The sequence below is a fragment of the Nitrosomonas ureae genome (assembly GCF_900206265.1).
Taxonomy (GTDB): Bacteria; Pseudomonadota; Gammaproteobacteria; order Burkholderiales; family Nitrosomonadaceae; genus Nitrosomonas; species Nitrosomonas ureae_C.
In genome coordinates, this window is record NZ_LT907782.1 from 2,473,017 (window position 1) to 2,499,621 (window position 26,605).

Below are 26,605 nucleotides of genomic sequence, written 5' to 3' on the forward strand. Positions count from 1 at the left end.
TATTGACTGCCTTAGAAAGGTTTTTCACAATGCCCGGTTTTATTAAGATTGATGGTGCTCAAACTATAAATTTAAACGTCAGGATATGAATGGATACTAACGAGACTACTCTCGCACCTGCGCCGGTGCTCGAAATGAGTACTTCCCGCCAAATGTTGTCTTGGCTGGCCGAACAGAAGCTATCCATCGCTTTCACTACCTATCAGGTGGGTAAGCTGTATTTTATCGGTCTCAAACCCGACAATGGGCTTTCGGTATTTGAGCGCAGTTTTAATCGCTGCATGGGTTTATGCACGACGCAGAATGGTTTGTACATGAGCAGCTTGTATCAGGTTTGGCGCTTTGAAAATGTATTCGAGGCGGGACAGCAGCAGGATGGTTTTGACCGGTTATATGTGCCGCAGATGGGCTATACTACGGGCGACCTGGATATTCACGACATGGCGGTGGATAGCGATGGCCGTCTGGTGTTTGTCAATACGTTATTTGGCTGTTTGGCGGCATTGAGCGAAACGCACAGTTTCAAACCAATCTGGCAACCTTTCTTTATCAGCAAATTAGCGGCGGAAGATCGCTGCCATCTGAATGGCCTGGCGTTGAGAGACGGGCAGCCGGCTTATGTGACTGCGGTAGGGCAATGCGATGTAGCCGATGGCTGGCGTGAGCATCGGGCTGGTGGTGGTATTGTCATCGACGTGCAGCGCAATGAAGTCGTTTGTGGGGGATTGTCGATGCCGCATTCGCCGCGCTGGCATAATGGCAAATTGTGGTTGCTTAATTCCGGTACAGGGGATTTCGGGTATGTTGATCTCGCATCCGGGCGCTTTGAGCCGTTGTGCTTTTGCCCTGGCTATATGCGTGGTTTGAGTTTTCATGGCGATTTTGCTTTGGTGGGCTTATCCAAGCCGCGCGAAAACAAAACATTTAGCGGCTTGGCGTTGGATGATCATCTTAAATCGCGTAATGCAGAAGCGCGTTGCGGCATTCAGGTGATCGATTTACGCAGCGGGGATATCGTTCATTGGTTGCGTATCGAGGGCGTGGTTGAGGAGTTGTATGATGTGGTTACTTTGCCCCGCGTGCGCCGGCCCATGGCACTGGGTTTCAAGACGGATGAGATTCGCCGGGTATTGAGCATTGAGACCTAGGAGGTCGGACTCAAGGCTATATACCCCTTGGTTACGATTGCTTAAATCCGGTAGACTTCCAGATTGCAGGATTGAGCGTAAACTGTATTCAGCAGGTGAGATTACTAAACCGATGAGATGATTTCTTCTCTGGTTCTGGTGAAGATTCAAATTCATAACGCCTGATGTCAATCCTTGCCCCTAAGCACAAGATACTGAATTCACCCTATTTGTGGACTGTTTGCAAACGGCTTGCCTCGTGCAATGGACGGGTTTTCAGCTACAATTACAGATATGAATTCGAGTAAGACAAAAATGCTGTCACCCATTCAGAAAAAATTGGGAGATACCAATATAATTTTAGTGGGCATGATGGGTGCCGGGAAAACGACGATCGGTAAAGCATTGTCGAATTCTCTCTGTAAAGCTTTTGTTGATTCCGACCATGAGATTCAGAGGCGGACTGGTGTAAAGATTCCCGTGATATTTGAAATCGAGGGAGAGGCCGGTTTTCGTAAGCGTGAATCAGAAGTATTGGCAGGATTGGTAGAAAAGAAAAATATCATTCTGGCGACCGGTGGAGGTGCGGTACTAAATGCAGAAAACCGCCAATTATTGAGACAGGGTGGAATTGTTATCTATCTGCGGGCATCGGTTAATGATTTATATCGACGAACCCGCCATGACAAAAACAGACCATTGCTGCAGGCGACCGAAAACTTATACGCACGATTGAATGAGCTCTATCTGCAACGGGATGCGCTCTATCGTGAAACGGCCCATGTCATCATTGATAGCGGAAAGCAAGGTGTGCGTTTCTTAGTGCAAAAACTGATCAACAAATTAATATCTACAGATTTCAATACAATCATGCAGAAAAATCCTGAAAATGCTATGCAGACCGTCGCTGTCGATTTTACCCCTTCATTGGAGAAACGGAGTTATCCGATACATATTGGTTATGGAATTTTGCAACAAGTCGACTTGATTGTTTCTTGTTTGCCACAGAAGCGGGTAGCGATCGTAACTAATTCAACTATAGCGCCCTTTTATCTGGATAAGTTGCGTGTGGCATTGGAAGAAAAGGGCGTCAGTTCGGTTCCAGTTATTCTTCCGGACGGCGAGTCCCACAAAAACTGGGAAACTTTAAATTTAATTTTTGATGCGTTACTGGAAAATCACTGTGAGCGCAATACTGCGATACTAGCGCTAGGTGGAGGTGTGATTGGCGATCTGTCCGGTTTTGCAGCAGCAACCTATCTGCGTGGTGTGCCCTTTATTCAGATACCGACAACATTGTTGGCGCAGGTGGATTCCTCAGTAGGTGGAAAAACCGGAATCAATCATCCATTAGGCAAGAATATGATTGGAGCATTTTATCAGCCGCGTATGGTGTTAACCGATAGTGCAACCTTGAATACCTTGCCGGATAGAGAGTTGCGTGCCGGATTGGCCGAGATCATTAAATACGGTTTGATCCGTGACCCTGCTTTTTTTGAATGGCTGGAACAAAATATGCATCGCTTGCTTGCGCGCGACCCGGTAATACTGAATGAAGCCATTCAACGCAGTTGCGAAAACAAAGCGGAAATAGTGGCTGCGGATGAGAAGGAAAAAGGGATCAGAGCGTTGCTGAATTTGGGTCATACCTTTGGGCATGCGATTGAAAATGGCATGGGTTATGGTGTTTGGCTGCATGGTGAAGCCGTGGCGGCAGGAACGGTAATGGCAGCTGAGTTGTCGCGTCGCATGAAGCTGATCAGCGAGGCTGATGTTCAGCGTATCCGCAGAATTCTTTTACAGGCTGAATTGCCGGTTGTCGCCCCTAAAATGCAGGTGGAAAAATATTTGCAGTTGATGACTTTGGATAAAAAGGTGGAAGCTGGAAAGTCACGCTTTATTGTTCTTAATCGGATAGGCGAGGCGGTGATGAGGGCCGATATTGCACCTGCAGTTTTAAATGAAACGATTCTGGCATGTATGTCAAATGAATGAACTGGCTGTTTATGCTGTGTCTTCTGAAAATTCCCGAGGACGTGAGGTATCTGAGGAATTGCCGACCGGGCGTAGCGAATTTCAGCGCGATCGGGATCGCATCATCCATTCTGCCGCCTTCCGTCGACTGGAATACAAAACCCAAGTATTTGTTAATCATGAAGGGGATTTGTTTCGCACGCGCCTGACGCATAGTCTTGAAGTTGCGCAGATAGGGCGTTCCATAGCAAGAAATCTGGGTCTGAACGAGGACTTGGTGGAAGCGATTACACTGGCGCATGATCTTGGACATACGCCTTTTGGTCATGCGGGCCAAGATGCGTTGAATGAGTGCATGCGCGATTATGGTGGCTTTGAACATAATCTGCAATCCTTGCGGGTGGTTGATGTGCTTGAAGAACGGTATGCAGCTTTTGATGGGCTGAATCTTTGTTATGAAACCCGTGAAGGCATACTCAAACATGTTTCTCGGAAAAATGCGCAGAAACTGGGTGCTGTGGGCGAGCGTTTTTTGCAGCGGAGAAGGCCTTCATTGGAAGCGCAGCTGGCTAATTTTGCCGATGAAATTGCGTACAATAATCATGATGTGGACGATGGACTGCGTTCGGGATTAATCACACTGGATCAATTGGAAGACGTGGCAATTTTTTCGCATCATTTGGAACAAGTTAAGGAGAAATATCCGGTATTGCCTGAGCGTCGCATGGTTTATGAAACTGTGCGCGGTATGATCAATACCCTGGTGACTGATCTCATCCAGCAAAGCAGGCGTAATATTAAAGCAGCAAAAATTGATAGCTTGACTGCGGTGCATGTGGCGCTGCCACTCATTGGTTTTAGCCAGCAAATAAAAAAACAACAGCAAGAATTAAAGAAGTTTTTACTCGATAATCTTTACCGGCATTTTCGCGTGGTACGCATGAGTGCTAAAGCTCACCATACGATCGAGAGACTATTTTCAGTTTTTAGCTCGGAAATAAAATTATTGCCCACGCAATATCAGAAAAAATTTGATCGGGAGGGCCATCAGGCCATTGCCGATTATATTGCTGGGATGACGGATCGGTACGCCATCAAAGAATATCAGCGTTTATTCGCTATTGTCGAAAACTAGATTTACATCGATTGATTAATACGAAAGTCAATTTTTACGCGAATTGCCGGGTTGAATATACCAGTTTGGCGATGTACGTAAAGGCCGTTCACTGGTAATATTACTGATTGGTAAAGGTGAATCCTTATCAGGCTGTTGAAAAACTATCCGCAACGCTGCCACTGCGTTAATAACAGACTCAAAATGCTCATTCGTCAGGCTTATATTTTTTGTGTCCGCTGCGTTTTTTCGATTCTCATGGAAGCGTTTTCAACCACCTGTTAATGGAAATTGCCTGTTTAGAATAACAATAAGAGTTAGGTTTATTTAATGACAACGCTGAAAAATGATACGTTATTACGTGCACTGTTGAAACAACCTGTCGATTACACCCCGGTCTGGTTGATGCGTCAGGCAGGCAGATATCTTGCAGAATATAATGCAACGCGCGCGCGCGCGGGGGATTTTCTCGCGTTGTGTAAGAATCCAGGATTTGCTACTGAAGTGACCATGCAACCGCTTGCACGTTTTCCGTTGGATGCGGCCATATTATTTTCAGATATTCTGACCATACCTGATGCGATGGGATTAGGATTGTATTTTGCTCATGGCGAAGGCCCGATGTTTGAGCGTCCGCTGCGAGAGGAAAAGGAGATCCGTGCGTTAAAGGTTCCCGACCCAGGCAAGGAATTGCGTTATGTAATGGATGCGGTGTCGGAAATCCGCAAGGCATTGGATAATCGAGTTCCCTTGATTGGTTTTTCCGGCAGCCCGTTTACACTGGCTTGCTATATGGTGGAGGGACGTGGCGGAACCGAGTTTCGGGAAATCAAAACGATGTTGTATCAGCGTCCGGAATTGTTGCATCATATTCTGGATGTGAATGCAAAGGCTGTAACAGCTTATCTGAATGCGCAGATTGAATCGGGTGCGCAGATAGTCATGATTTTTGATACCTGGGGCGGCGCGCTTTCGCATGGAGCTTATCAGGAATTCTCGTTGCGCTATATGCAGCAGATTGTCGCCAGATTAAAACGGGATCACGAAGGCATGCGCATCCCAAAGATTGTTTTTACCAAGGGCGGCGGTTTGTGGCTGGAATTAATTGCTGATATTGGTTGTGATGCCGTCGGTTTGGATTGGACAATCGATATCGGGGAAGCGCGCCGGCGGGTTGGGGATAAAGTTTCTTTGCAGGGAAATCTCGATCCTTCAGTGTTGTTTGCTTCACCAGAGGTGATTGCTGCGGAAGTGGAGAAGATACTGCTGAGCTATGGTGCTGGAAGTGGTCATGTCTTTAACTTGGGGCATGGAATTTCTCAATTTACGCCCCCCGAGAATGCAGCAGCCTTGGTAGAGGCGGTACATACACTGAGTCGTAAATTCCACTTGGAGAGTGCTTAAATTGATCTGAGCCATTGCAGGAAGAAATTATGCATATTTTGATTATTGAGGATGATTTGGCGATTGCAGCCAATCTGTATGATTTTCTGGAATCCAGAGGACATACTGCGGATGCCGCTGCAAATGGTGTCGCGGGACTGCATTTGGCGGTGACGCAGCGGTTTGATGCAATTTTGCTTGATTTGGGCTTGCCGAGCATGAATGGTATGACGCTGTGCCGGAAGCTGCGCCAGGAGTCGCAGATTGATACACCTATTTTGATGCTGACCGCACGTGATACGTTGGAGGATAAACTGGCAGGTTTTGAGCAAGGAGCGGATGATTATTTGATTAAACCTTTTGCGCTCAAAGAGGTGGAAGCCCGCTTGTTGGCGCTCCATAAAAGGCATCTCGGCAAGGTCGCGAATCGGACATTAGAGTTCGACAAGCTTACTTTTGACCCTAAGACATTGTCTATTCGCTTTGAAAACAAGAATGTGAAGCTTCCACCCAAGTGTATACGTTTACTGGCGTTGATGATGAGTGAGCCGGGCAAAGTGTTCAGTCGCGAGGAACTTGAAATGGAGGCATGGGAGGATGTTCAGGAAACCAGCGATACATTGCGCAGTCACATGCATATTTTACGGCGTGCTTTAACCAAGGCGGGCGGTTATGATCCAATTGAAACGGTTCATGGTCTTGGTTATTGCTTGACATCTCGTGCTCAGATTTCCAAATGAACATAGCCTGCGCTATCGCGTTGCAGTAGCGCTATCAACATTTAGTATTTTTATTGTTGGAACACTGTGTATTATTCTTTATTTTGTTTCTGACGATATTGAAGAGGCGCATATTGAGCAAGTCATTGAGATGGAAATGGATCATCTCGTTCAGCGCTACCAGATACACTCGGATTTTATTTCCCAGGTCGGTTCAAATCTTAAAAGCTATGTAATCCACGGTATGGATGACGAATTGCAGATTCCTGCTTATTTGCGTGGATTTGGTTCGGGTTATCATCGGGTTTACTACGGTCTTGAAAATTATCATATTCGTGTGCGTGTAATCGATGAAGTAAAGTTTCTTGTGGCTTATCGAATTGCGTTGCATCAGCAGCGATTAAGTAAGCTTAGATTGATCATCCTGATTTCATGGTTTATCGTGGTTGCCATTGCGTTTGTAGTGGGCTATTTGCTGGCCGGAGTGCTGGTCAAGCAGGTTACGGATTTGGCTGAACGGGTCAGTCAGCTTGCGACGGATAGCGCCCAAACCGGGTTGCTGGCGCAACCGGATATGGATGAGGAAGTCGCGCAGCTTGCTCACGCATTGGATGATTATCAGAGTCGTATTAAACGCATGCTGCAACGTGAGCAGGAATTCACCGCTAATGTCAGTCATGAATTAAGAACGCCGATTACAACTATTCTAACCAGTTGTGAATTGTTGGTCGCAACACCTGATATGCCGACCAGATCGCATTATCGAATAAGAATGATCGAAGCGGCTGCCACGCGCATGGGAGAGCAATTGCAGGCTTTGTTGTTCCTCGCACGAGAACAAGGACTGGGGGTCACGGAACCTGTGGCCGTGGCCGAGTGTGTTTTTGACGCAGTTGAACCGATATGCTCCGAGATTTATCGGAAAAAGCTTAAATTTGAAGTGAACATTGCTCCCTCAATTACAATTATAGTCAATCGTCAAGCATTGCATACTGCACTCATGAATCTGCTGCGCAATGCTGTGCAATACACTGAAAATGGTTTTATCCGGGTTGAGTTCAATAATCGCCGCCTATCGATTTCAGATTCGGGTATTGGAATAGAGCCCGCGTATTTGCCCTTACTCTATGAACGTTTTTTTCGCGGTTCCGAGCAGGGGGAAGGATTAGGTATCGGGCTTGCGATTGTTAAACGAATCTGCAATTACTACAACTGGGGTATTGAGGTGGATAGCACACCTGGAAAAGGTACCACGTTCCATATTATTTTTCCTTAATAATTGGATAGATAGTCTTCTGTCGCCTTCACGAATTCTTCACATTTCTTGTGTTAACGTTTCTTTGTGAAAAGCAATTCAATCACGGGTTTCAAGAATTAAGAAGAGTGTTCCTTATCGTCCCCTACATCGACTAGGTGGTTACGTTTCGTAGAATCTCGGTTAAAAATTGAATTTCCCAAAAACCTTTTGGCTTCTGGGACTTTTTTATTCCGAATTTACGTTGCTTTGAAGAATAGGGTAGTAAAAGAATTTTTATAAACAAGAATTATATCTAATCAATAAATTAGGGAGTATTGCATGGCAACTATACAACCAGTAGTTTTGTTTTTTGTATTCGGGGTCTTGGCAGGTGTAATCAAGTCCGACCTGAAAATTCCCGAAGCGTTATATAAGAGTTTGAGTCTGTTTCTGCTGATCGCCATCGGTTTTAAAGGCGGGGTATCGATGGCCAAGTACGAAATCATGGAAGTACTCCCCATTGCGATTTCGATGGTCGTCTTAGCGGCGCTGATTCCGTTGACAGCTTATCCGATTTTAAGATTCATCGGTAAATTCACTCAAGCCGATGCAGGTGCAATTTCCGCCCATTACGGCTCGGTGAGTGCGGTGACGTTTGCTGTGGGTGTCGCTTTCCTCGCCGGAAAGGATGAGCCTTCCGAAGGCTACATGGTACTGATTATGGCACTGATGGAGATACCTGCCTTGGTTACGGGTACGATCCTGGCACGTGCCGGTGCTGGTGGCGAGAAAACCCAATGGGGCAAGTTGATGCATGAAATTCTGACTGGTACCAGCCTTTATCTATTGGTGGCCGGCGTGGTTATTGGTTATTATGCAGGAATGACGCAGAATGTATCGCCCCTGGATAAAATGTTCATGGATTTGTTCATGGGCGTGTTGGCCTTCTTTCTGTTGGAAATGGGACTATTGGCGGCCTCGAGGCTGAAAGCCGTTATGTCAAAGGGTGTATTTTTAATTGCGTTTGGTATACTGTTTCCGTTGACAGCTGGATTCTTTGGTGCTTATCTGGGCTGGATATTTGGTTTGTCGGAAGGTGGTACCACATTGTTGGCGGTGTTATACGCCAGTTGCTCTTATATTGCTGCACCTGCTGCCATGCGCATCGCAGTTCCAGACGCAGATCCGGCAGTTTCTATAGGTGCTTCGCTGGGGATAACTTTTCCGTTTAATATATTCCTTGGTGTGCCAATATACTGGGAAATGGCGCATTGGTTCCATGGCATTGCAGTTTAAAGGCTATTAAATTTTTGAATGATTATTGACCTTTCGGGAAAGATAAATTATGAATAATACAATCGCAATGAAACGATTCGAGATCGTTATCGGAATTGAGCAGCTCGAGCAATTGACGGAATTGCTGGACAGGTGTGGAGTGCGAGGTTACACCGTTCTTAAAAATGTAGGTGGACTCGGGTCGCGAGGTGTGCGTGATCCTGATGATGTTTTGATGGAAGAAGAGAATGTCATGGTAGTTCTCACTTGTAAAGATGATCAAGCACAAAGGGTCGTTAACGAACTGAGACCGGCGCTAAAAGGTTTTGGTGGAATGTGCTTGATTTCAGATTGTCTCTGGCTTGAAGGACCAGCTGTTTCCTATTAATACCTGCTATAGATAGTAGAGATATCATATCTGGATGCTGTAATATGCGCGTATATTGTCTTTGCGTGTATTACAGCATCTGATTTTGTTGCAAAAGAATTATTCGTTAGTTGTGGCTGCTCTCGTCGTCAGAAATAGTTCTGTCGCTTATCGCTCTTCATGCAAAAAAATACCCCGCTATTGTTGCGTTTTATCCGCCTGATCCGCTTGCTGTTTCATGTCGTCTCAGGTTTATTGCAATCGGCGGTTTATCCTTATTTCCCCCTACCTATTCAACGCAAATTGATGCAGCGATGGGCAAGTGGATTATTGTCGGTGTTGGAAATCAAGTTGCAATGTCATGGAAAATTACCTGCCGCGGAAATTCCATGTGTGTTGTTGGTTGCTAATCACGTATCCTGGTTGGATGTCTGCGTGTTGATGGCAGCTTGTCCTACTCGTTTTGTGGCTAAAGCGGAAATTAGCCGGTGGCCGATTTTAGGGCGGTTGAGCAGAAATGTCGGCACATTGTTTATTGAGCGTGCAAAACGTGCTGATACCTTACGCATCAATCAACAAATCAGTGAAGTGATGGAAAGAGGGGAGCGGGTTACAGTATTTCCAGAGGGAACGACAACCGATGGTACCCATTTAAATCATTTTCATGCGTCGTTACTACAGTCGGCTGTAATAACCGACGCATTGCTTTACCCTGTCGCTATCGGATATCGCAATAGTGCCGGTGAGATTTGTCAAGAGGCAGCCTATATAGAGTCATCGCTGGTTTTGTCATTGCAAAAAATACTGAGTCAAACAAGAATTGATGCAGAGCTGACTTTTAATTTGTCGGTTTCATGCGGTACCAAGAATCGTCGTGAATTGGCGCGATTATCAGAACAAATGATCGCCGATACCTTGTCGTTGCCTATTGCACACAAGAAAGTTGAAAAATTCTCCGATCTTCCAGGCGAATAGCAGTGAGTTGTCCGCCCCAAACGCAACCTGTATCCAATGCGATTAAATTGTCTGTTATGTGTAAACCCAGTGCTGACCAATGACCACAAATAATGGTGGTATTCTGACTGACCCGGTTGGGTACATTAAACCACGGGAAATAGTTGGCAGGAATGGATTGCAAGTTTCCTTTATAAGAGAAATTCATTTTACCTTCTGACGTGCATACGCGCAGTCGTGTCATGGCATTAATAATAACCCGCAAGCGCATGTAATCAGTCCATTCATCTTGCCAGTGATCGGGTTCGTCGCCATACATCCATGAGAACAACTCTTGAGAATTATCCTGTTGTAAAGCGCTTTCGACTTCACGAGCTAATTGTTTTGCCTGCGAAATTGACCAGGATGGCAACAGGCCTGCATGAACCATAGCGTATTGACCTTCGGAATGGAACAATTTTTGGTGCCGCAACCAATGCAGCAATTCTTCCCGGTCAGGCGCATCCAGTATCGACTTAATGGTGTCATTGGAGAGGTTTTCTGCTTTTCCTGCGGCAACTGTCAGCAAGTGTAAATCATGATTTCCCAATACCATCAGTATGGCATTACCAGCTTGTTTAATATAACGCAATAGTGACAATGAATCAGGACCGCGATTTACGATGTCTCCCACCAACCACAATCGGTCCTGCACGGGATCAAACTGAATCAAATCAATCAGTCGCTGGAACTCGGTAAAGCAGCCTTGTAAGTCACCAATTGCATAGGTTGCCATAAAATGTTAACGCAAGCTCAATACATCCTGCATATCGAATAATCCGTTTGGTTTGTCAACCAGAAAACGCGCTGCGCGCAATGCGCCCATGGCGAAAGTCATGCGATTGCTGGCTTTATGCGAAATTTCCACACGTTCCCCGATGCCGGCGAACATCGCAGTATGATCACCTACAATGTCTCCAGCTCGAATGGTTGCAAAACCGATGGTCTCCGGTTTTCTTTCACCCGTCATCCCTTCGCGTCCGTAAACCGCTACTTGACTTAAATCCCTTTGTAAAGTTTGCGCGATTACTTCTCCCATGCGTAAAGCAGTACCGGACGGCGCATCCACTTTATGCCGGTGATGAGCTTCGATTATTTCAATATCGTAGCCTTCGTTCAGTGCCTTGGCGGCAATTTCCAATAATTTGAAAGTCACATTTACGCCCACACTCATATTAGGTGCGAATACAATGGCGATATCTTTTGCTGCTGCTTCAAGTTGGTTTTTTTCTTCAGCTGAGAAACCGGTTGTGCCGATCACCATTTTTACCCCTATTTCCCGGCAAATAGAAAGATGTGCCAGAGTACCCGCGGGTCGGGTGAAGTCAATCAGGTGATCGCAATCCGTTAAGGCGGTTGCAAAGTCATTGACAATTGGGATGCCGCAAGGTGTTCCTATTAATTCCCCTGCATCCTTGTTCAAGTAAGGACTGCCTGTTCTCTCCAATGCGGCTGTTAATCGCATATCCGGTGCCTGTGTCACGGCTTCCAGCAGTGTGCGACCCATGCGTCCGGAGCAGCCGGCGATTGCAATTTTTTGAATGGTCATTTTATTCCTGCAATGGTTCTTAGTTTATAATCATCAATTTCCAATCTTGTTGAGCTATTGTTTTGCCTCGTCACTTGATTGGGCTTCATTTTTATCAGGGGCACGCTCAACGGGTTTGGTTTTTGTAGTTTCTTGCGAAAATTGCATATAGTTTTCGATATTGATTAAAGTATCATTTTCAAAAAAAAGCGTTAGCCGCTTATGCTCAATTAGGTCTCCTTTCTCCCGCATCAAATAAACATAATCCCATCGATTTTCACGGAAAGCATCAACGATTAGTGGAGAGCCCATCACAAAGAGTACTTGGGATTTGGTCATGCCGAGTGTTAATTTTTCCAGCATTTCATCTGAAACAACATTACCTTGCTGCACATCAATTCTGTATAAAATATGGGGGAGGAATGAGCATCCGGTGAATAGGAGGAAAATAAGCAGTGCGGAAAATTTTACAGCCATTTTATGAATAGTATGTTTTCAAAGTGGGCACAGCACTATATGATACAGTAAATAATTTTCCGGATAGAAATAACCATGAGTAGCTCCGACAGTCTGAAAAGTATAGATCTTAAAAATATCGGTTTAAAAACTACGTTACCCAGGCTCAAGATATTGAATCTTTTCGAGCAAAGTAGTGTACGGCATTTGTCTGCTGAAGATGTTTATAAAGAGTTGCTTACTGAAGGTGAGGATATTGGGTTGGCGACTGTATATCGTGTACTCACGCAGTTTGAACAGGCTGGTCTGCTTGAACGGCATCACTTTGAGAGCGGTAAAGCGGTATTTGAATTAAAAGGAACCGGCCATCATGATCACTTAGTCTGTCTGCAATGTGGGCGCGTAGAAGAATTTTACGACTCTGAAATAGAAAAACGCCAACTAAATATTGCAAAAGAACGCGGATTTACTCTACAGGAACATTCGCTATCACTTTATGCCGACTGTATTAAACTCAATTGTCCGCATAAGAAATAAACCATGCTGGCGATTGCCGCACCAGCGGCCTTAATCATTTTATTTTGGCGTAAAGTATGACTCGTAAGAAATTCTGTTTAAGTGTTGTTGTTCTGGTAGCAGAGTTGATTTCCTTGTCATTCGCTTATGCTGATACTGCCAGTTTTGGAGAATGTATTTCCAAAATGAAGATTCTGGCTAGATCAGAGGGCATTTCAGACAGAACGGTGAATCAAGTATTAGATAAGGTCAAACACATTCCGCGTGTTATTGAACTGGACAGGCGGCAACCTGAATTTACACAAACATTTTCCGGTTATTTTAATACGCGCATCAATGATGAGCGTATTAAACGTGGTCGAGCATTATTGACACAATACCGCCCATTATTGGAGAGAATTCAATTAGAAACAGGTATTCCGGCGCAATATCTGGTTTCATTCTGGGGATTGGAAACTAATTATGGTGGATATTTTGGTGATTGGCTGGTAACGGATTCTTTGGCCACACTAGCTTGTGATCCGCGTCGAAGTACCTTTTTTACACAAGAGTTGCTCAATGCAATGCGAATCCTGGATGCGGGAGATATCTCCCATGAGCGGATGATCGGCTCATGGGCGGGTGCTATGGGTCACATGCAATTTATGCCCTCGACTTTCTTAAGCTATGCTAAGGATATCGATGGTGATGGACGCCGGGATTTATGGGGGAGTATTCCGGATGCCATGGGATCGGCCGCGAATTTCTTGCGGCAACTGGGATGGACACCCGGTTTGGATTGGGGACAGGAAGTTCGATTGCCGCCATCATTTGATTATGGGCTAGCGGGTCGCGATCAAATGTTAAGTCTGGCAGCGTGGGCAAAGCTAGGAGTTACTACAACTACTGGAGCACCTGTAGCATCGACAGAGCAAAAGTTTGCCCTGCTTGTACCTTCCGGTCATCAGGGACCGGCTTTTTTGGTTTCAAAAAATTTTCACGTCATTATGCGCTGGAATCGTTCCGAGTTTTACGCATTGTCGGTGGGTCATTTGGCGGATCGTATTGCTGGTGCAGCTGCATTGCATCGCATACCTCCGACTGATACTGATAAAATATCCCGCGAACAAGTACGCCAGCTTCAGTTGGATTTATTGGCTTTAGGCATTGATGCGGGTGAAGTCGATGGCATATTGGGTTCAACAACTCGCAAAGCAATCAGTCGCTTTCAGCAAAGAACGCAACGTATTGCTGACGGGCATTTGGATATCGCTTTATTAACCGCAATTCGTCAAGCAGCCGGTGTGGTGTCTCGCTAGAAATCATTAGTAACGGATCCTTACAGCATATCCGGTTTCTAAGTCATAAGATGCTTGATGGCTTCCTGCTCCGCAATCAATTCTCGATAACTTTGTTGCATTTTTTCTTGATCTGACTGACTTGTTTCCAGGTTCTCAACGATTCTGTATTGACCGTTCTGACAGGTGACGGGGAAGCTGTAGATGACTCCACCCGGAATACCATAGCATCCATTCGAAGATACGCCCATCGAGACCCAATCACCTTCCCGTGTACCGAAAATCCAATCTTGCATATGATTGATAATAGCGTTGGCTGCACTCGCTGCACTGGATTTGCCACGACGTGCTTCGATAATTGCCGCACCGCGTTTTTGCACTACTGGAATAAAATGATTTTCTACCCACGTAGCATCATTGATTAGCGAGGGAACTTTATCGTTTCCTACTATTGCGTGACTTAGATCAGGAAATTGCGTATTTGAGTGATTTCCCCAAACGATAATTCGCTTAACCTCAGATACGGGTACCTGAAGTTTAAGCGCAACTTGCGACAATGCGCGATTGTGATCCAATCTTAGCATCGCAGAAAAGTTTCCTGGATCAAGATCGGGTGCATTTTTTAAAGCAATGTAAGCATTTGTATTGGCCGGATTGCCAACGACTAATACTTTGACATTGCGCTTGGCAGCTGCATTAAGGGCTTTTCCTTGTGAAATGAATATGGGGCTGTTAGCTGCAAGAAGATCCTTGCGCTCCATATTTTCTCCACGTGGCCGGGCGCCCACCAGTAAAGCAATGTCTGCATTTTCGAATGCAACTTCAGGATTGTCAGTGGTGATGATCCCGGTTAGCAGCGGGAAAGCGCAGTCGTATAACTCCATGACGATGCCGTCAAAGAAAGGCTGGGCTTCAGTGATGTCATGTAGTTGCAGAATAACCGGTTGATCTTTACCCAGCATGTCACCTGCTGCAATGCGATATAGCAGGCTATAACAAATCTGTCCGGTTGCACCGGTGACAGCAATACGAATAGGCGATTTCATTTCTTCCAATCCTCGAGAAGCCACCAATAGACTGGAAAATTGGCGGTATATGGGGAATAGTCAGCAAATTATACTTGCAATCAGAGTCTGGCGAAAGAGCAAGTGCGTCTAATAATAAGGCATTCAGTTAGGGTATTGATTGCATATCGGAATGTTAATAAAGAGAACCTATCCTATCAAACCAATAACGTTGATAGGAAGGAGCTTTCAGCTTCTATTTTTTAAACATTGAGTATTCAGCATCCATTCAGCTCATATTCAATACAATCGTACCAAACGAATCTGCACGGTGAAGACGGGAAAAGTTTTTATTAGAATTATCTGATCCTTGTTTTGCTTGTTCTGATTTTCAGAAACCTGAAAGTTGCTATTCATGAAGCTGGATAGAGGTGCTCCGCAATCAACAATGGAATAATGTAGAGAGGTTAAATATGTTAATGCTGAGAAATTTGATTATCATCATGATTGCAGGGTTTCTGGTTGCCTGCGTACATTTGCCAACCGGTCCCAGTGTGATGGCATTACCAGGCTCCGGTAAGAACTTTGATCAGTTCCGGTCTGATGAATATGTATGCAAGCAGTATGCGTATGAACAAGTCGAGGGTTACACACCGCGAACCGCATCTCGGATGAGCGGTATCGAGAATGCAGCGCTGGGGAGTGGACTTGGTGCTGCAGCAGGCGCTATTTTAGGAGGTGGACATGGCGCGGCGATCGGGGCTGGGATCGGTCTTTTATTTGGTAGTGTGTTTGGGGTAAGTAATGCGACAGCTTCAGGTTATGCGAGTCAGCAGAGATATGACAACAGTTATGTTCAGTGCATGTATGCCAAGGGACACAGCGTTCCTGTCAATGGCAGAGTTATCCATGGTTCAGCGAGTCCAAATAGTGCTAGCAGGGCAGCTGTGCCAGCGTCGGAAAATTTTATTCCACCGCCACCGCCGCGCGGTGATCCGCCACCTCCACCTCCACGTTGATTTCAAGACTACGTTATTTAAGGATATTCAGTCACGTTTTTAGTGAATGAATATCCTTTTTAAGGCTATATATAAGGGTTGATAATCTGCCACTTTTGTTATTGCTTAATTTGACGCCGTTTCAGCAGCTTATCTGTAAATAATGCGATCAACAGGAATGCGATGATATAGGGTATAGCAGTAAAGAAAGCCTCTTGATAATTTGTCATCTTTATCCGCAGTGGATATTCATACTGTAAAGGGGGTACGCCTTCTCCTGTTACAAATAAGGTATATTGTCCCTCATCCAGGTTAAACGCGCCTTTGATGATCCCGTCAGAATGATTGGTAGAATATAAAGTTGTTATTGTATCGCTTAGCGCTTGACCGGTACCTCTCACGATCTTGATAGCGATCGGCATATCGCGTAGCGCCTGATCGACAAGATCCAGAACCCACAACGTTTCGCCTTCATTGGGAATTTCTGTGCAATATTCCGCTTCCGGGTCGTGGTGAGGTTGATATGTACTCAGATGTACCATGCTGCCGGAAATATTACGCATGCAAATATCGGATTCCAGGGATACTCTACCGTGAGCGGCGGTTAGGCCAGAATAGAAAACCGCGGTGAGTATGGCGACTGAAATCCATATTTTTATGATTAGCCTCATTCTCTAAACTCCTATACTTTTTGATCAACGATCTGTTTGAGTATTTGATGCGATTTTAATTCCATGATCCGTTCACAACAGATCATGGAATATTATTACGAATGATAAGAAAAATTAAGGAACAATACGATTGTTCAGAATTTCTCTGCTTGCATTGTTCCAGGTTACATCGGTCAGGTTAGAGTAACGGGTGATAATCTGTGCTGCAATACCACCTGAAAATAAACCCGCCCACCCCAGAATCACAAAGCCCCAGTGCAACGGTGCGCTAAACAGTTCTTCCATGAACCAGAAGGCATGTCCCCATTCGTTCAATCCTACGTTCGGCAGAATCATCAATGGGCCCGCAATCGCCATCACCAACGGAAACGATGTGCCGCGGCTATACAATGGCAGACGCGTCATCGCGTACAGGTAGGCCGCTACTCCGCATACAATGTACATCGGGAATGAGCCATAAAATACCACTACGTGACTCGGTGTAAAGCTCGTGTCACGAATAATCACCTGGTGCCAGCTTGCATCCTGTTCGGTAAAGAAGCTGCCGCCCCAGTAAACACCAAACAAATATACACCCAGCCACATCATCCAGTAAAAATAACGTTTGATCTCAAGCTTGGTGTCCAGATTGTCCAGTTGTTCCTTGGTATCGCGGGTCTTCAGTATCCACCCCCAGGTTACCAACGCAAACAGTGGCATCAGTGTCATGTGTACGCGCCACAGTCCCATCCATACCTTGTCAAATTCAGGCTCCATCGAGTCCATGCCATGTGAATATGCAAATGTCCTTTGGTACCAGATCCAAAATATCGCTACCAAAAGCATCGTTAACATGCCCAGCTTGTAATACTTCGAGTCGTACCACAGCGACATGTCATAGTTGGCGCTCGCCGCGCCGCTAGTTGTGCCATAGGTTGTTGCCATCATGTCCTCCATTTGTTTGATCAAAAATATGCGTAAGTAATTATTTATGATCAATCCATTACGTAATTCTGATTGCATAAATAATCGCTTCTTTACGCAATTAAGAATAGCGCATTAACACTCATTTGCAATGAGGGGATCCCCTCATTTTTTGCAAAGCCTCAAAAATTGGAGCGTTTACGATCATTTTGCAAATGCCGACAATCGAGCTGCAGAGAATATGTGTGTTTGAGCGTAAACATCCGTGTCGTATCGCTGTAGTCCCAACGCTGTACTATAGCTGCGCGAGTTCCATTCGATAGACCGGTGCTGCGGACTAAATTGACCGAGTTATTTGCACCTCTGCGAATGCGGGAAGATACTGCTGTGCCCGCCTGGGCTGCCCATAATCGACGTGCCAGATTAGGATAGTGTTTGTGCAGCGGTACTACAAAGGGTAAATGAATATGTCCACCCAGGATGATATCGGCTCCGGCACTAGACCATTCGTGGACTGCGGCTTTGTGACCATGCAATAAATTCGTCACATCTTCCTCGCATGTCACAGCCACTGGCTGATGCGTGACGACGATACGCAATTGTTCTGCAGACGCGCGGTTGAGACGTTGTGCCACGCGTTGGCGTTGATATGCTGAAACCTCACCATCGACATGGCGCCAACGACGCGTAGTATTTACCCCTATAACCAGGAGAGTGGGCGAATCGTACACCGGTTCGAGTTCAGCACCGAAGCTGCGGCAATGGTTGGCGTAAGGGTTGAGTGCGCGGCTAATCAGATTAAACAGCGGAATGTCGTGATTTCCCGGAATAACGAGGGTAGCGGGTGCGCCCAAGCGGTCAACAAATGAACGTGCGGCTTGAAATTGTGAGCGCCGGGCACGTTGCGTAATGTCGCCCGATAGCACCACCAATTCGGGTGGCATTGAGTGGATCAGAGCTTCCAGCGCAGATACCACTTCAGGGCGTTCCGTACCGAAATGTAGATCCGAGATTTGCCACAGCATCGCCATCAGGCTGCCAATTAACTTTCTTCAACTGGTGCTGGTTTCAGCAGAAATAATGGCTGATCAGCAACGTGAAACTTGATCGGTGTGCGTAACCGTGTAATTTCGCCGTCGGTTGCGACTTTGATAAATTTACGACCAAAAAGCAAAGCTGGTTTGACTACGATATTCTGGAACGAGAAGCTCAATACGTGATCAGCCTCACCGAGTTGCCCCAGCGCGCCACGAAAGCCGAGCCCTATCATTGTTAAAGTGTTAACCGGGCGAATCGCGATTGCCGTGAGTTCCCCTTTATCGGCTACGGATGCTTCTTCAATGCCGATCTGTTCCAGTTGTAAACGGTTATTGCCGACAAATAACGTCGGTGTAACCAGTGTGCTGATTTTTCCTTTATGCTCGATCGTCAAGTTTAACTGGCGATGATAATGCAGTACCGTATACAAGCCCGATAGCCATGCTACCCAGCGATTGCGGCCGAGTTTCCGTTTGTAAGTTTCACGATCTTCAAGTACTTGTGGATATAGCCCTAAACTGGCGTTAACCAGAAACACACGATCATTCACCAACCCGACTTGTATTGGGTAGGCTAACGGGCTTAACAATACACGGGTAGCCTCGATTGTATCTTCGGGTAGGTTATGGGTGCGCCCGAAGTAATTGAAAGTGCCTTGAGGGATAATGCCAAAGGGACAACCGCTGCCTAAGGTGGCTTGCGCCATGGCATTAATGGTTCCGTCCCCACCGGCAGCCACTACCACGCCGCTGTGTTCGCGTGCGCGGCGAACGGTAGCATGCGCCACATCCGTGATCGTCTCGGCACGAGTTACCAGGGACAACTCAAATTTACGGCCTGCCTGCCTCAGCTCGGTTTCAATAATCTCGCGTACCGCGACAGCCTCATCACTGCCCGATGCTGCATTCAGCACGATAAAAAGCGGTGCGGCGGGATCGATATTCATCGGGTTGATGACACCATTATGGTGTTGTTCTGGCTGATGCATTGGCACCAGTGGGGATGTTATCGTCATATCATCGTTGCCCTTAGTACGATTTTTATAGATAGCTATTGTTGTCAATGTTGTCAACATAGCGGTTAATAGTAATGTGCTCAAGCCGCATTATCTGTGTTCAAAGGATGATTTCACAAGTTTAATTGGATAATGACCCGAACAATAATTTTCTGTTTTAAGAGTATCTCTTGTGCTGAACTCCGTATGTACGGAAACCAACAGAATAGGGATGAATTTTGATAATTTTTCTATCTCAAGGAGAACATCAAGACTTCTTGAGTTGTAGCGCAAGGAAAATCAGCGGACAAAGGATTTTATGAATATTGCCCGCGTAATCGCAGTGCAAAGTTGATCAGACTATTCGGTCCGCTAAGATTGAGTTTGCGCGAAATGTTGACGCGATGATTTTCAATGGTTTTCTGACTCACAGACAGCTTTTGAGCAATTTGCGGCGTGGTGAATCCTTCGGAAATTTTTGTCAGTACCTTGCGTTCTGTTTTTGTGAGGACGGGTATGTTATCCAGTACGGTTTCTAACGATTTATCGCGTTCATCCCGGGTGTTAAGTGCTTTTGTTAATTTTGCAATTCTTGCTTTGATGCTGTTAATTAATTCTTCTTTCGTGAATGGCTTGGTCAGATAATCATCCGCGCCCATGTTCATACCCGTTCGGGTATCGGAGCGTGTCGATTTTGCGGTAAGGAAAATAAATGCAGTGGATGAAAGCTGGGGTATTTGTTTTAATCGGGTCAGTACATCGAAGCCATCAATTCCGGGAAGCATGATGTCGCAAATGATGATATCGGGAATAAACTCCAGTGCGCTTTTTATTCCCTCTTCACCTGAAGGGGCGCTGATTACCCGATAATCATAGTGCCGGATAATTTCGGAAATATTATCGCGCAACGATTTTTCGTCTTCAATGATCAGAATTAATGTGTTGTTCATTGTTGCAATTCATATCGGCAACTGGATCGTCACTGTGCAGCCGTTATCGAGTTGACTCTCGAAACTGATATCTCCGCCATGAAGTACGATGAGCTTCTTGGCAATCATGAGGCCCAGCCCGCTGCCGGGAAAAATTTTGGCATTGGATGCGCGGAAAAATGATTGAAACAGAAAGGATTGATCTTTTTCCGGAATACCAATGCCTTGATCCCTTATCGTTATATAGAAAGTATCGTCCTGGAAATTTACATTTAGGTTGGGCGATGGTTTTTCTTCTGAATATTTAAATGCATTTGAAACAATATTGCGTAAAACATTCCGCAGCAAAATTTCATCTATGCTGATGATTTGGTCGGGTGCATTGAACCGGTAATCGAGTTTTCTCTGCTGTCCATTCGGTTCCGCATTGGCTGCTACAAAAGTATCCATAAACTGTTTGAACGAAACATCCTTTTTCGATAATTCGATTTTACCTTCGTCAATGCGCCCGATATCTAGAATGTTCTCCATGAGCTCGGTCATGCGCGTCGTCTCCTCGGCCATGATAGCTTTATGTTTGCGGAACAGCGCAATGAAGTCAGTGCCAAGATGGGCTGATTCCATTTTTAGATCCAACAAATCAATGCTGGAACGGATGGTGGCCAGCGGCGTGCGGAATTGATGCGAAGCCAGGCTAACAAATTGCGTTTTGAATCGATTCAGCTCGCGTTCCTTTTCCATCGCTTTTTGCAGCCGTTGCTCGGCTATTTTTATCAGCGTGATGTCATTTTCTACGGCCACATAATTGATCAGTTTTCCTGTGTCATCGTATACCGCGGCGATATTCAGGTAGAGCCAGATTTTATCGCCATTCTTGGTGTAATTGAGAATTTCGCCGGAGAATGTGCCGGTACTTTTCAGTGAGCGGGCGATTTCCTGAATGGTTGCGCGGGAAGTTTCCGGACCTTGGAGAAAAGCCGCAGGGTCAATCCCCATAACTTCCTCAGCCTTATAACCCAGAATCTCTTCAAAACTGTGATTGATCCAGATAATTTTTCTCTCGGGATCGGTAATCATGACAATGCCATTGGTTTTTTCAGCGACATAGGCCATGCGCTGCAACTCCAATTCATTTTTCTTCCGGGTCGAGATATTTTGTAACACGCCATATAATCCGATGATGTCTCCACCCGTATCGCGCATAGGATAGAGCGTCGTAGTGTGCCATTTAACCCGGCCATCCGGCATGTTTACCAAAAATTCCCCACTGTGCTCTTCTCTATTCGTAGTGACTTGTGCAATCAAAGCGCGCATTTTTTCTTTTTCAGATTCGGAATAGTAAGTACTTTCAAGTAAATGGGAACACTCAAAATCTTTGCTGACCTCATAAAACTGATAAAGATATTCCGACCAAACCGTAAAGTTTGTGGAGAATGTGTAGCACCAATCCCCTATTTCCGCAGCTTTGCTGAGCAGGTGCAATCGTTTTTGCTGGGACTCAAACGAATCGAAAGATTTCAAGTTAAAGCCGGATCTGGAATTCATGGTATATCAGATAACTCACGTGGGTTAGTCATCAGGGTAGTGGAACGGATATCTGATACCTTCAGCGACAATAAAGTGCCAGAAATAACGTGCCCATGACTTACGCAGTCAGCAAACCATAGGAGGTATCGGGTAAAAGATTACAATGATCAGCCTGATTTGGCAAAAGAAGTTTGTTAGAATTGCGATGTGGGTGTGCATGCTAATGTATTGTTGCACAATCGGTTGCATTACAAATGAGCATTTTGAGCCTGTTTTTAACGCTGTAGGCAATGCAGGTAGTTTTTCATCAATGGACTGTAAATTATAATGCTTGAAACGAATCCTTTCCCCGTACTTGATCCAACAATTTTTTGGCGGGCGGCGTGTCGTGTTTTTCTGTGACATTCACTATTTTATAAAATATAAAGCCAGTATTAATATGCTGATAATCAGAACCAAAAAAGGTTATGCGACATTATCTGATAGATTATTGGACAAAATGTCTTATATATTACGTTAGACATAGCCAAAACCATTGATGAACCATGAGATACAAAGGACTTGAGACAAGCTATTCCCTACTCGTCGCTTACGATGTTCTAGCCCTTCAGTATAAGCGCAAGAACAAACCCAAAGACGCTCTCTCTGAAGAGCACAAGACGGGGATGCTTGGATCAGTTCCGTCTATGAATTTTAATAACTACAGCTTTACGTTTGCTTTGCTGAATATCAATGCTGCTATTGTGGAGGGACTGATGCGCAGCATTCTGTCGGAGTTGGTTTCAGAAGAAGTAGATCGTCAGATCGACGCCGGCATGCAAGCGGGAAGAACATCACGAAGCTCCCCAGAGAACCTACTCAACAAGTTCTTCATCGAGATCGACGCGCAAGGCGGGTGGGAGCGCCTCAAAGAGCAATATGCCAGCTACCTCGGACTGGCAATCGACAAGACCATCAGCACGGAAACAAAAGAAGCGATGAGCACGCTATTCGTTCTTCGCAATATTCTTGCTCACGGTACGGCCCTAATTCATCCGTCTGAACAACTTCCAGACGACCTAAAAGACGAACCTATATTCAAATGGCAAAGCCGACTCCAAAGCGCTTGCGTTTACTTGGAAAAGCAATTCGGGCATAAGGACATTTTTGAGAACCTTGCGGAATTTAATGTCCCTGAGCATTTTCTAGAAAAAACTAAAGAATTTCTTTCGGAGATTCTTCCGGCTATAAACCATCAACCACAAAGAGCAGAGAAGACCATCAGGGCTATCCAAAAGTTTTCATTCGGGTTCAACAATATTGGTGTGTAGACATGAATGAAACTATGTCTAACCCCACGGTCAACCGGACCTGCCGCAAGCAGCAGTCCGGTTACCTCCAACGTTAGGCATTACACCAGAGGCACGTATGAGGGAGGAAATGGGGTCAGGTCGCGAATCAAGCAAGCATATAATCGATGAAGATATATATTACATCTTGTGAATTTATGATGTGCGCACAGACGTAATGTACTTCTATGGGCGGGCTGCTGCGGCAATGACACTTAAAATTATTCAAGACGATGTCGCTTTTTGGCGTAGCATCCTAATTATAATTCAGGTGGTATATGTTTTCCTGGCAGCTTGAGATTTGATATCGACCAACCGCATTGCTCTAGTTTATTCAGAACAATGCGGTTTTACAGTCAATTACTTAGCGCGCGCAGCTTGGTAGCTGGCTCTGTTGCCATTGTTATTCCGGAAAGTATTTCCGCGATTGTCGGGACCGCTGGTGCGGATGCGCTGTCCATTGCGGTTTCTGCCAGATTCACCCGGTGCGCCGAAGCTTGGGCGGCTGTCAAAGCCCGAGAAAGGCGCGCGTTTGCGTTTTTGCGTAACGTTAGGTGCCGTGCCACGGGGGCCATTGCCGTGGAAACGAGGTTAGATGCGCGGTTCAAGACCGGGGATGGTATGCGATGCAATGCGCTGGCCGGTATAACGTTCAATTTTTGTCAGGTGCATGCTGTCTTTTACCGATGCGAACGAAACGGCGATGCCCGCAGCGCCTGCGCGGCCTGTACGGCCGATGCGATGGACATAATCTTCGGCGAATTTGGGTAAGTCAAAATTGATGACGTGTGTGATATCGGCGACGTCAATGCCGCGGGCGGCGACATCGGTTGCGACCAGTACGCGCAGGCCGCCATTGCGCAGGCGGGTCAAGGTGCGGTTACGTTCGCGCTGATTCATATCACCATGCAGTGCGGCGGCGGCATAGCCTTGCGCATACAGGTTGTCCGCCAAGGAATCGGCATCGCGCTTGGTGGCGGTGAAAACGATAGCCTGCTTCAATGTCTCGTCGCGTAACACATGATCGAGCAGACGGTTTTTGTGCGACATATCGTCGGCGTAATGCAACCGCTGCTCGATATTGTCGAGCTTGGATTTCGGCGAAGATACTTGAATGCGTTGCGGTGTTTTTAATAATTTTGCGGCAACTCTGTCGATTGCGTTGTCCAGTGTGGCGGAGAATAGCAATGTTTGCCGGGTGGCCGGTGTGGCCGCTGCGATGGTTTCGACATCCTCAATGAAACCCATATCCAGCATCCGATCGGCTTCGTCCAGCACAAGCATTTGCAAGCGTTTGAAGTCGATGCGTCCGCGTTGAATATGATCAATCAGGCGGCCGGGTGTGGCTACCAGAATATCCACCGGTTGCGATAATAATTTGTTCTGCAACGGATAGGGCATGCCGCCCAGGATGCTCACCACGTTGATGCGCGGTAAATACTTGCCGTATTTTTTTGCGGCTTCGGATACTTGCAGCGCCAGTTCGCGAGTCGGTGTCAGCACTAGAACGCGCGGGCCGCGGCTGCGGATTTGCGCGGGTGTCGCCAGGGTATGTAATGCCGGCAACATGAATGCGGCGGTTTTTCCGGTACCGGTTTGCGCGGATGCCATGACATCGTGGCCGGCGATTAATTCGGGCACCGCTTGTTGCTGAATCGGTGTTGGAGTGGTATACCCCGCTTCTTGAATTGCTTTAAGTATCGAGGGATGTAGATTTAATTTTTCAAAAGACACGTTATTTTCCTAAAAAATACAGACAATGAAACACACAGGCATCATAATTTGCATGCCACGAATGTGAATTGTGCGAAACCTTGTCAGCGCGTTAAAAAGCATCGCCGCTAACCATAGTTGTTGCACTTTTTCGGAAAAAACTTGAAAAATTGGGAAGGTCAGGAACGATGAAGCCATGCAAAGTCGATCAAAAAATGATTCTATTCAACTTTGAGTTGCGAAGTATACTGGATCCCCTAAGGTGTTGCAATTGTTTGCGAGAATGTTTTTTTAGTGAATGATGGCTTTGGCGAATTTCCGTTTGCCGACCTGTATCACAACCGATACGCCACGCATTATTTGGATCGATTTGTCGGTTATTTTCTCATTGTTTAATTTGACCGCGCCTTGTTCGATCATGCGCAATGCCTCGCTGGTACTGGCGGTTAATCCTGTTTGTTTTAATACTTGCACCAGTGGTATTTCGTTGCCCGGTGCCTGGATTATTTTTTCCGGAATCTCTTCGGGCAGTGCGCCGTGCTTGAACCGTGCTTCAAAGTCAGCTAACGCATCCTCAGCACTAGCTCGGCTGTGGAAGCGGGTAACCATCTCCTGCGCCAATATCACTTTGATATCGCGCGGATTGCGTCCTGCCGCAACTTCTTCACGCCATTTTTGAATGGTTTGCAGGGATTCGAAGGACAGTAGTTCCAGGTAACGCCACATGAGTTGATCTGAGACCGACATCAACTTGCCGAAAATTTCAGCCGGGCTTTCGGTGATACCGACATAATTATTCAGGGATTTTGACATTTTGTTTACGCCATCCAACCCTTCCAACAGCGGCATGGTAAGAATGCATTGTTGCGGTTGTCCAAAATGTTTTTGTAGTTCCCGCCCCATCAATAGATTGAATTTTTGATCGGTGCCGCCCAATTCCAGGTCTGCCTTGAGTGCGACAGAATCGTAACCCTGGATCAAAGGATACAGGAATTCATGTATGGCGATCGCTTGGTTATTGCGATAGCGTTTGTCGAAATCATCCCGTTCCAGCATGCGTGCAACGGTATGAGTTGCGGCCAGTTTGATCAGATCTGCGGCGTCCATTTTGCCCATCCAGGTGGAATTAAACACCACCTCGGTCTGATCCGGATTTAGAATTTTAAAGACCTGCGTGGTGTAGGACTGCGCATTTTCTGCAACTTGTTCCCGGGTAAGGGGCGGGCGGGTGCTGTTTTTTCCGCTGGGATCCCCAATCATGCCGGTGAAATCGCCGATGAGAAACAAAATGCGATGTCCCATAACTTGCAGCTGGCGCAGCTTGTTCAATAATACCGTATGGCCTAGATGCAGATCCGGTGCTGTAGGGTCGAATCCGGCTTTAACACGTAAGGGATGCCCGGAGACAAGCTTGGCTTCAAGCTCGGTTTCGACCAATAATTCTTGGCTGCCGCGTTTTATGATTTCAAGTTGGGATTTTATTGATGTGTTCACGATCGGGTAAGCTTACAATTTTTATTTGATATGAGATTCC

The 26,605-nt window shown here is 46.0% G+C and carries 24 protein-coding genes and 2 pseudogenes; 14 read left to right on the forward strand and 12 right to left on the reverse strand.

Translation table 11 applies throughout. The features are described from left to right. Positions 1-89: 89 nt before the first annotated feature. The 10 genes and pseudogenes from CPG39_RS11405 (at position 90) to CPG39_RS11445 (ending at position 10,171) form a co-directional block, all read left to right on the forward strand. A complete protein-coding gene (locus CPG39_RS11405) occupies positions 90-1,148 on the forward strand; it encodes a TIGR03032 family protein (RefSeq protein WP_096293609.1) in 1,059 nt (352 codons plus the stop codon). 351 nt (positions 1,149-1,499) lie between these two features. Then, a pseudogene (locus CPG39_RS14785) lies at positions 1,500-1,913 on the forward strand (shikimate kinase); the annotation flags it as partial. Positions 1,914-2,021: 108 nt separating this feature from the next. After that, on the forward strand, positions 2,022-3,122 hold the full coding sequence (gene aroB, locus CPG39_RS11410; RefSeq protein ID WP_231990449.1) for a 3-dehydroquinate synthase: 1,101 nt from the start codon (positions 2,022-2,024) through the stop codon (positions 3,120-3,122). Continuing rightward, a complete protein-coding gene (locus CPG39_RS11415) occupies positions 3,115-4,236 on the forward strand; it encodes a deoxyguanosinetriphosphate triphosphohydrolase (protein WP_096293612.1) in 1,122 nt (373 codons plus the stop codon). Before aroB ends, CPG39_RS11415 begins: the two co-directional genes overlap by 8 nt. Before the next feature lie 309 nt (positions 4,237-4,545). Then, positions 4,546-5,619, forward strand: a complete 1,074-nt coding sequence (hemE, locus tag CPG39_RS11420) for a uroporphyrinogen decarboxylase (RefSeq protein ID WP_096293614.1) — start codon at positions 4,546-4,548, stop codon at positions 5,617-5,619. A gap of 29 nt (positions 5,620-5,648) precedes the next feature. Then, complete coding sequence (locus CPG39_RS11425; RefSeq protein ID WP_062558554.1) at positions 5,649-6,338, forward strand: response regulator transcription factor; 690 nt, start codon at positions 5,649-5,651, stop codon at positions 6,336-6,338. Next, on the forward strand, positions 6,319-7,593 hold the full coding sequence (locus tag CPG39_RS11430; RefSeq protein ID WP_096293615.1) for a sensor histidine kinase: 1,275 nt from the start codon (positions 6,319-6,321) through the stop codon (positions 7,591-7,593). Before CPG39_RS11425 ends, CPG39_RS11430 begins: the two co-directional genes overlap by 20 nt. A gap of 300 nt (positions 7,594-7,893) precedes the next feature. Next, on the forward strand, positions 7,894-8,850 hold the full coding sequence (locus CPG39_RS11435) for a sodium-dependent bicarbonate transport family permease (protein WP_096293617.1): 957 nt from the start codon (positions 7,894-7,896) through the stop codon (positions 8,848-8,850). Positions 8,851-8,899: 49 nt separating this feature from the next. Then, entirely contained in the window at positions 8,900-9,217 is a 318-nt protein-coding gene (locus tag CPG39_RS11440; protein ID WP_096293619.1) for a P-II family nitrogen regulator, read from the forward strand. 159 nt (positions 9,218-9,376) lie between these two features. Next, positions 9,377-10,171: a lysophospholipid acyltransferase family protein gene (locus CPG39_RS11445; protein ID WP_096293621.1), complete on the forward strand. Its 795-nt coding sequence runs from the start codon at positions 9,377-9,379 to the stop codon at positions 10,169-10,171. On the opposite strand, the gene CPG39_RS11450 is transcribed toward CPG39_RS11445, so the two are convergent. The 3 genes from CPG39_RS11450 to CPG39_RS11460 are packed head-to-tail and all read right to left on the reverse strand — an operon-like array spanning position 10,122 to position 12,194. Next, complete coding sequence (locus CPG39_RS11450) at positions 10,122-10,925, reverse strand: symmetrical bis(5'-nucleosyl)-tetraphosphatase (protein ID WP_096293622.1); 804 nt, start codon at positions 10,923-10,925, stop codon at positions 10,122-10,124. The two genes, CPG39_RS11445 and CPG39_RS11450, sit on opposite strands and share 50 nt — an antisense overlap. Positions 10,926-10,931: 6 nt before the next feature. Beyond that, positions 10,932-11,738: a 4-hydroxy-tetrahydrodipicolinate reductase gene (gene dapB, locus CPG39_RS11455; protein WP_096293624.1), complete on the reverse strand. Its 807-nt coding sequence runs from the start codon at positions 11,736-11,738 to the stop codon at positions 10,932-10,934. 54 nt (positions 11,739-11,792) lie between these two features. Then, entirely contained in the window at positions 11,793-12,194 is a 402-nt protein-coding gene (locus CPG39_RS11460; protein WP_096293626.1) for an outer membrane protein assembly factor BamE, read from the reverse strand. 75 nt (positions 12,195-12,269) lie between these two features. On the opposite strand from CPG39_RS11460, the gene fur reads away from it, so the two are divergent. Further along, on the forward strand, positions 12,270-12,710 hold the full coding sequence (fur, locus tag CPG39_RS11465) for a ferric iron uptake transcriptional regulator (protein ID WP_013648563.1): 441 nt from the start codon (positions 12,270-12,272) through the stop codon (positions 12,708-12,710). A gap of 56 nt (positions 12,711-12,766) precedes the next feature. Beyond that, positions 12,767-13,987, forward strand: a complete 1,221-nt coding sequence (locus CPG39_RS11470) for a lytic murein transglycosylase (RefSeq protein WP_096293627.1) — start codon at positions 12,767-12,769, stop codon at positions 13,985-13,987. Between the two features lie 38 nt (positions 13,988-14,025). Here CPG39_RS11470 and CPG39_RS11475 read toward each other — a convergent pair whose 3' ends face one another. Beyond that, positions 14,026-15,012: a malate dehydrogenase gene (locus CPG39_RS11475; RefSeq protein WP_096293629.1), complete on the reverse strand. Its 987-nt coding sequence runs from the start codon at positions 15,010-15,012 to the stop codon at positions 14,026-14,028. 431 nt (positions 15,013-15,443) lie between these two features. On the opposite strand from CPG39_RS11475, the gene CPG39_RS11480 reads away from it, so the two are divergent. Then, positions 15,444-15,989, forward strand: a complete 546-nt coding sequence (locus CPG39_RS11480; RefSeq protein ID WP_096293631.1) for a glycine zipper family protein — start codon at positions 15,444-15,446, stop codon at positions 15,987-15,989. A 98-nt stretch (positions 15,990-16,087) separates the two neighbouring features. Here CPG39_RS11480 and CPG39_RS11485 read toward each other — a convergent pair whose 3' ends face one another. From CPG39_RS11485 to CPG39_RS11510, 6 genes are all read right to left on the reverse strand, one after another. Next, a complete protein-coding gene (locus CPG39_RS11485; RefSeq protein ID WP_013648559.1) occupies positions 16,088-16,639 on the reverse strand; it encodes a hypothetical protein in 552 nt (183 codons plus the stop codon). A gap of 114 nt (positions 16,640-16,753) precedes the next feature. Next, positions 16,754-17,563 (reverse strand): methane monooxygenase/ammonia monooxygenase subunit C, encoded by an 810-nt coding sequence (locus CPG39_RS11490; protein ID WP_096291608.1) that lies wholly within the window; start codon positions 17,561-17,563, stop codon positions 16,754-16,756. A 161-nt stretch (positions 17,564-17,724) separates the two neighbouring features. After that, positions 17,725-18,567 (reverse strand): metallophosphoesterase family protein, encoded by an 843-nt coding sequence (locus CPG39_RS11495; RefSeq protein WP_096294324.1) that lies wholly within the window; start codon positions 18,565-18,567, stop codon positions 17,725-17,727. Positions 18,568-18,584: 17 nt separating this feature from the next. Then, positions 18,585-19,595 carry a diacylglycerol/lipid kinase family protein gene (locus CPG39_RS11500; protein WP_096294325.1) on the reverse strand — a complete coding sequence of 337 codons (1,011 nt, stop codon included), beginning with the start codon at positions 19,593-19,595 and terminating at the stop codon, positions 18,585-18,587. Between the two features lie 296 nt (positions 19,596-19,891). Further along, on the reverse strand, positions 19,892-20,524 hold the full coding sequence (locus tag CPG39_RS11505) for a response regulator transcription factor (RefSeq protein ID WP_096293633.1): 633 nt from the start codon (positions 20,522-20,524) through the stop codon (positions 19,892-19,894). A 9-nt stretch (positions 20,525-20,533) separates the two neighbouring features. Further along, complete coding sequence (locus CPG39_RS11510; RefSeq protein ID WP_096293634.1) at positions 20,534-22,048, reverse strand: sensor histidine kinase; 1,515 nt, start codon at positions 22,046-22,048, stop codon at positions 20,534-20,536. Positions 22,049-22,575: 527 nt separating this feature from the next. On the opposite strand from CPG39_RS11510, the gene CPG39_RS11515 reads away from it, so the two are divergent. Further along, on the forward strand, positions 22,576-23,340 hold the full coding sequence (locus tag CPG39_RS11515; protein WP_096293636.1) for a hypothetical protein: 765 nt from the start codon (positions 22,576-22,578) through the stop codon (positions 23,338-23,340). 378 nt (positions 23,341-23,718) lie between these two features. On the opposite strand, the pseudogene CPG39_RS11520 reads toward CPG39_RS11515, so the two are convergent. After that, positions 23,719-25,092 (reverse strand): annotated as a pseudogene (locus tag CPG39_RS11520) (DEAD/DEAH box helicase). A gap of 270 nt (positions 25,093-25,362) precedes the next feature. Beyond that, entirely contained in the window at positions 25,363-26,565 is a 1,203-nt protein-coding gene (gene tyrS / locus CPG39_RS11525) for a tyrosine--tRNA ligase (RefSeq protein WP_096293638.1), read from the reverse strand. Positions 26,566-26,605 lie beyond the last annotated feature (40 nt).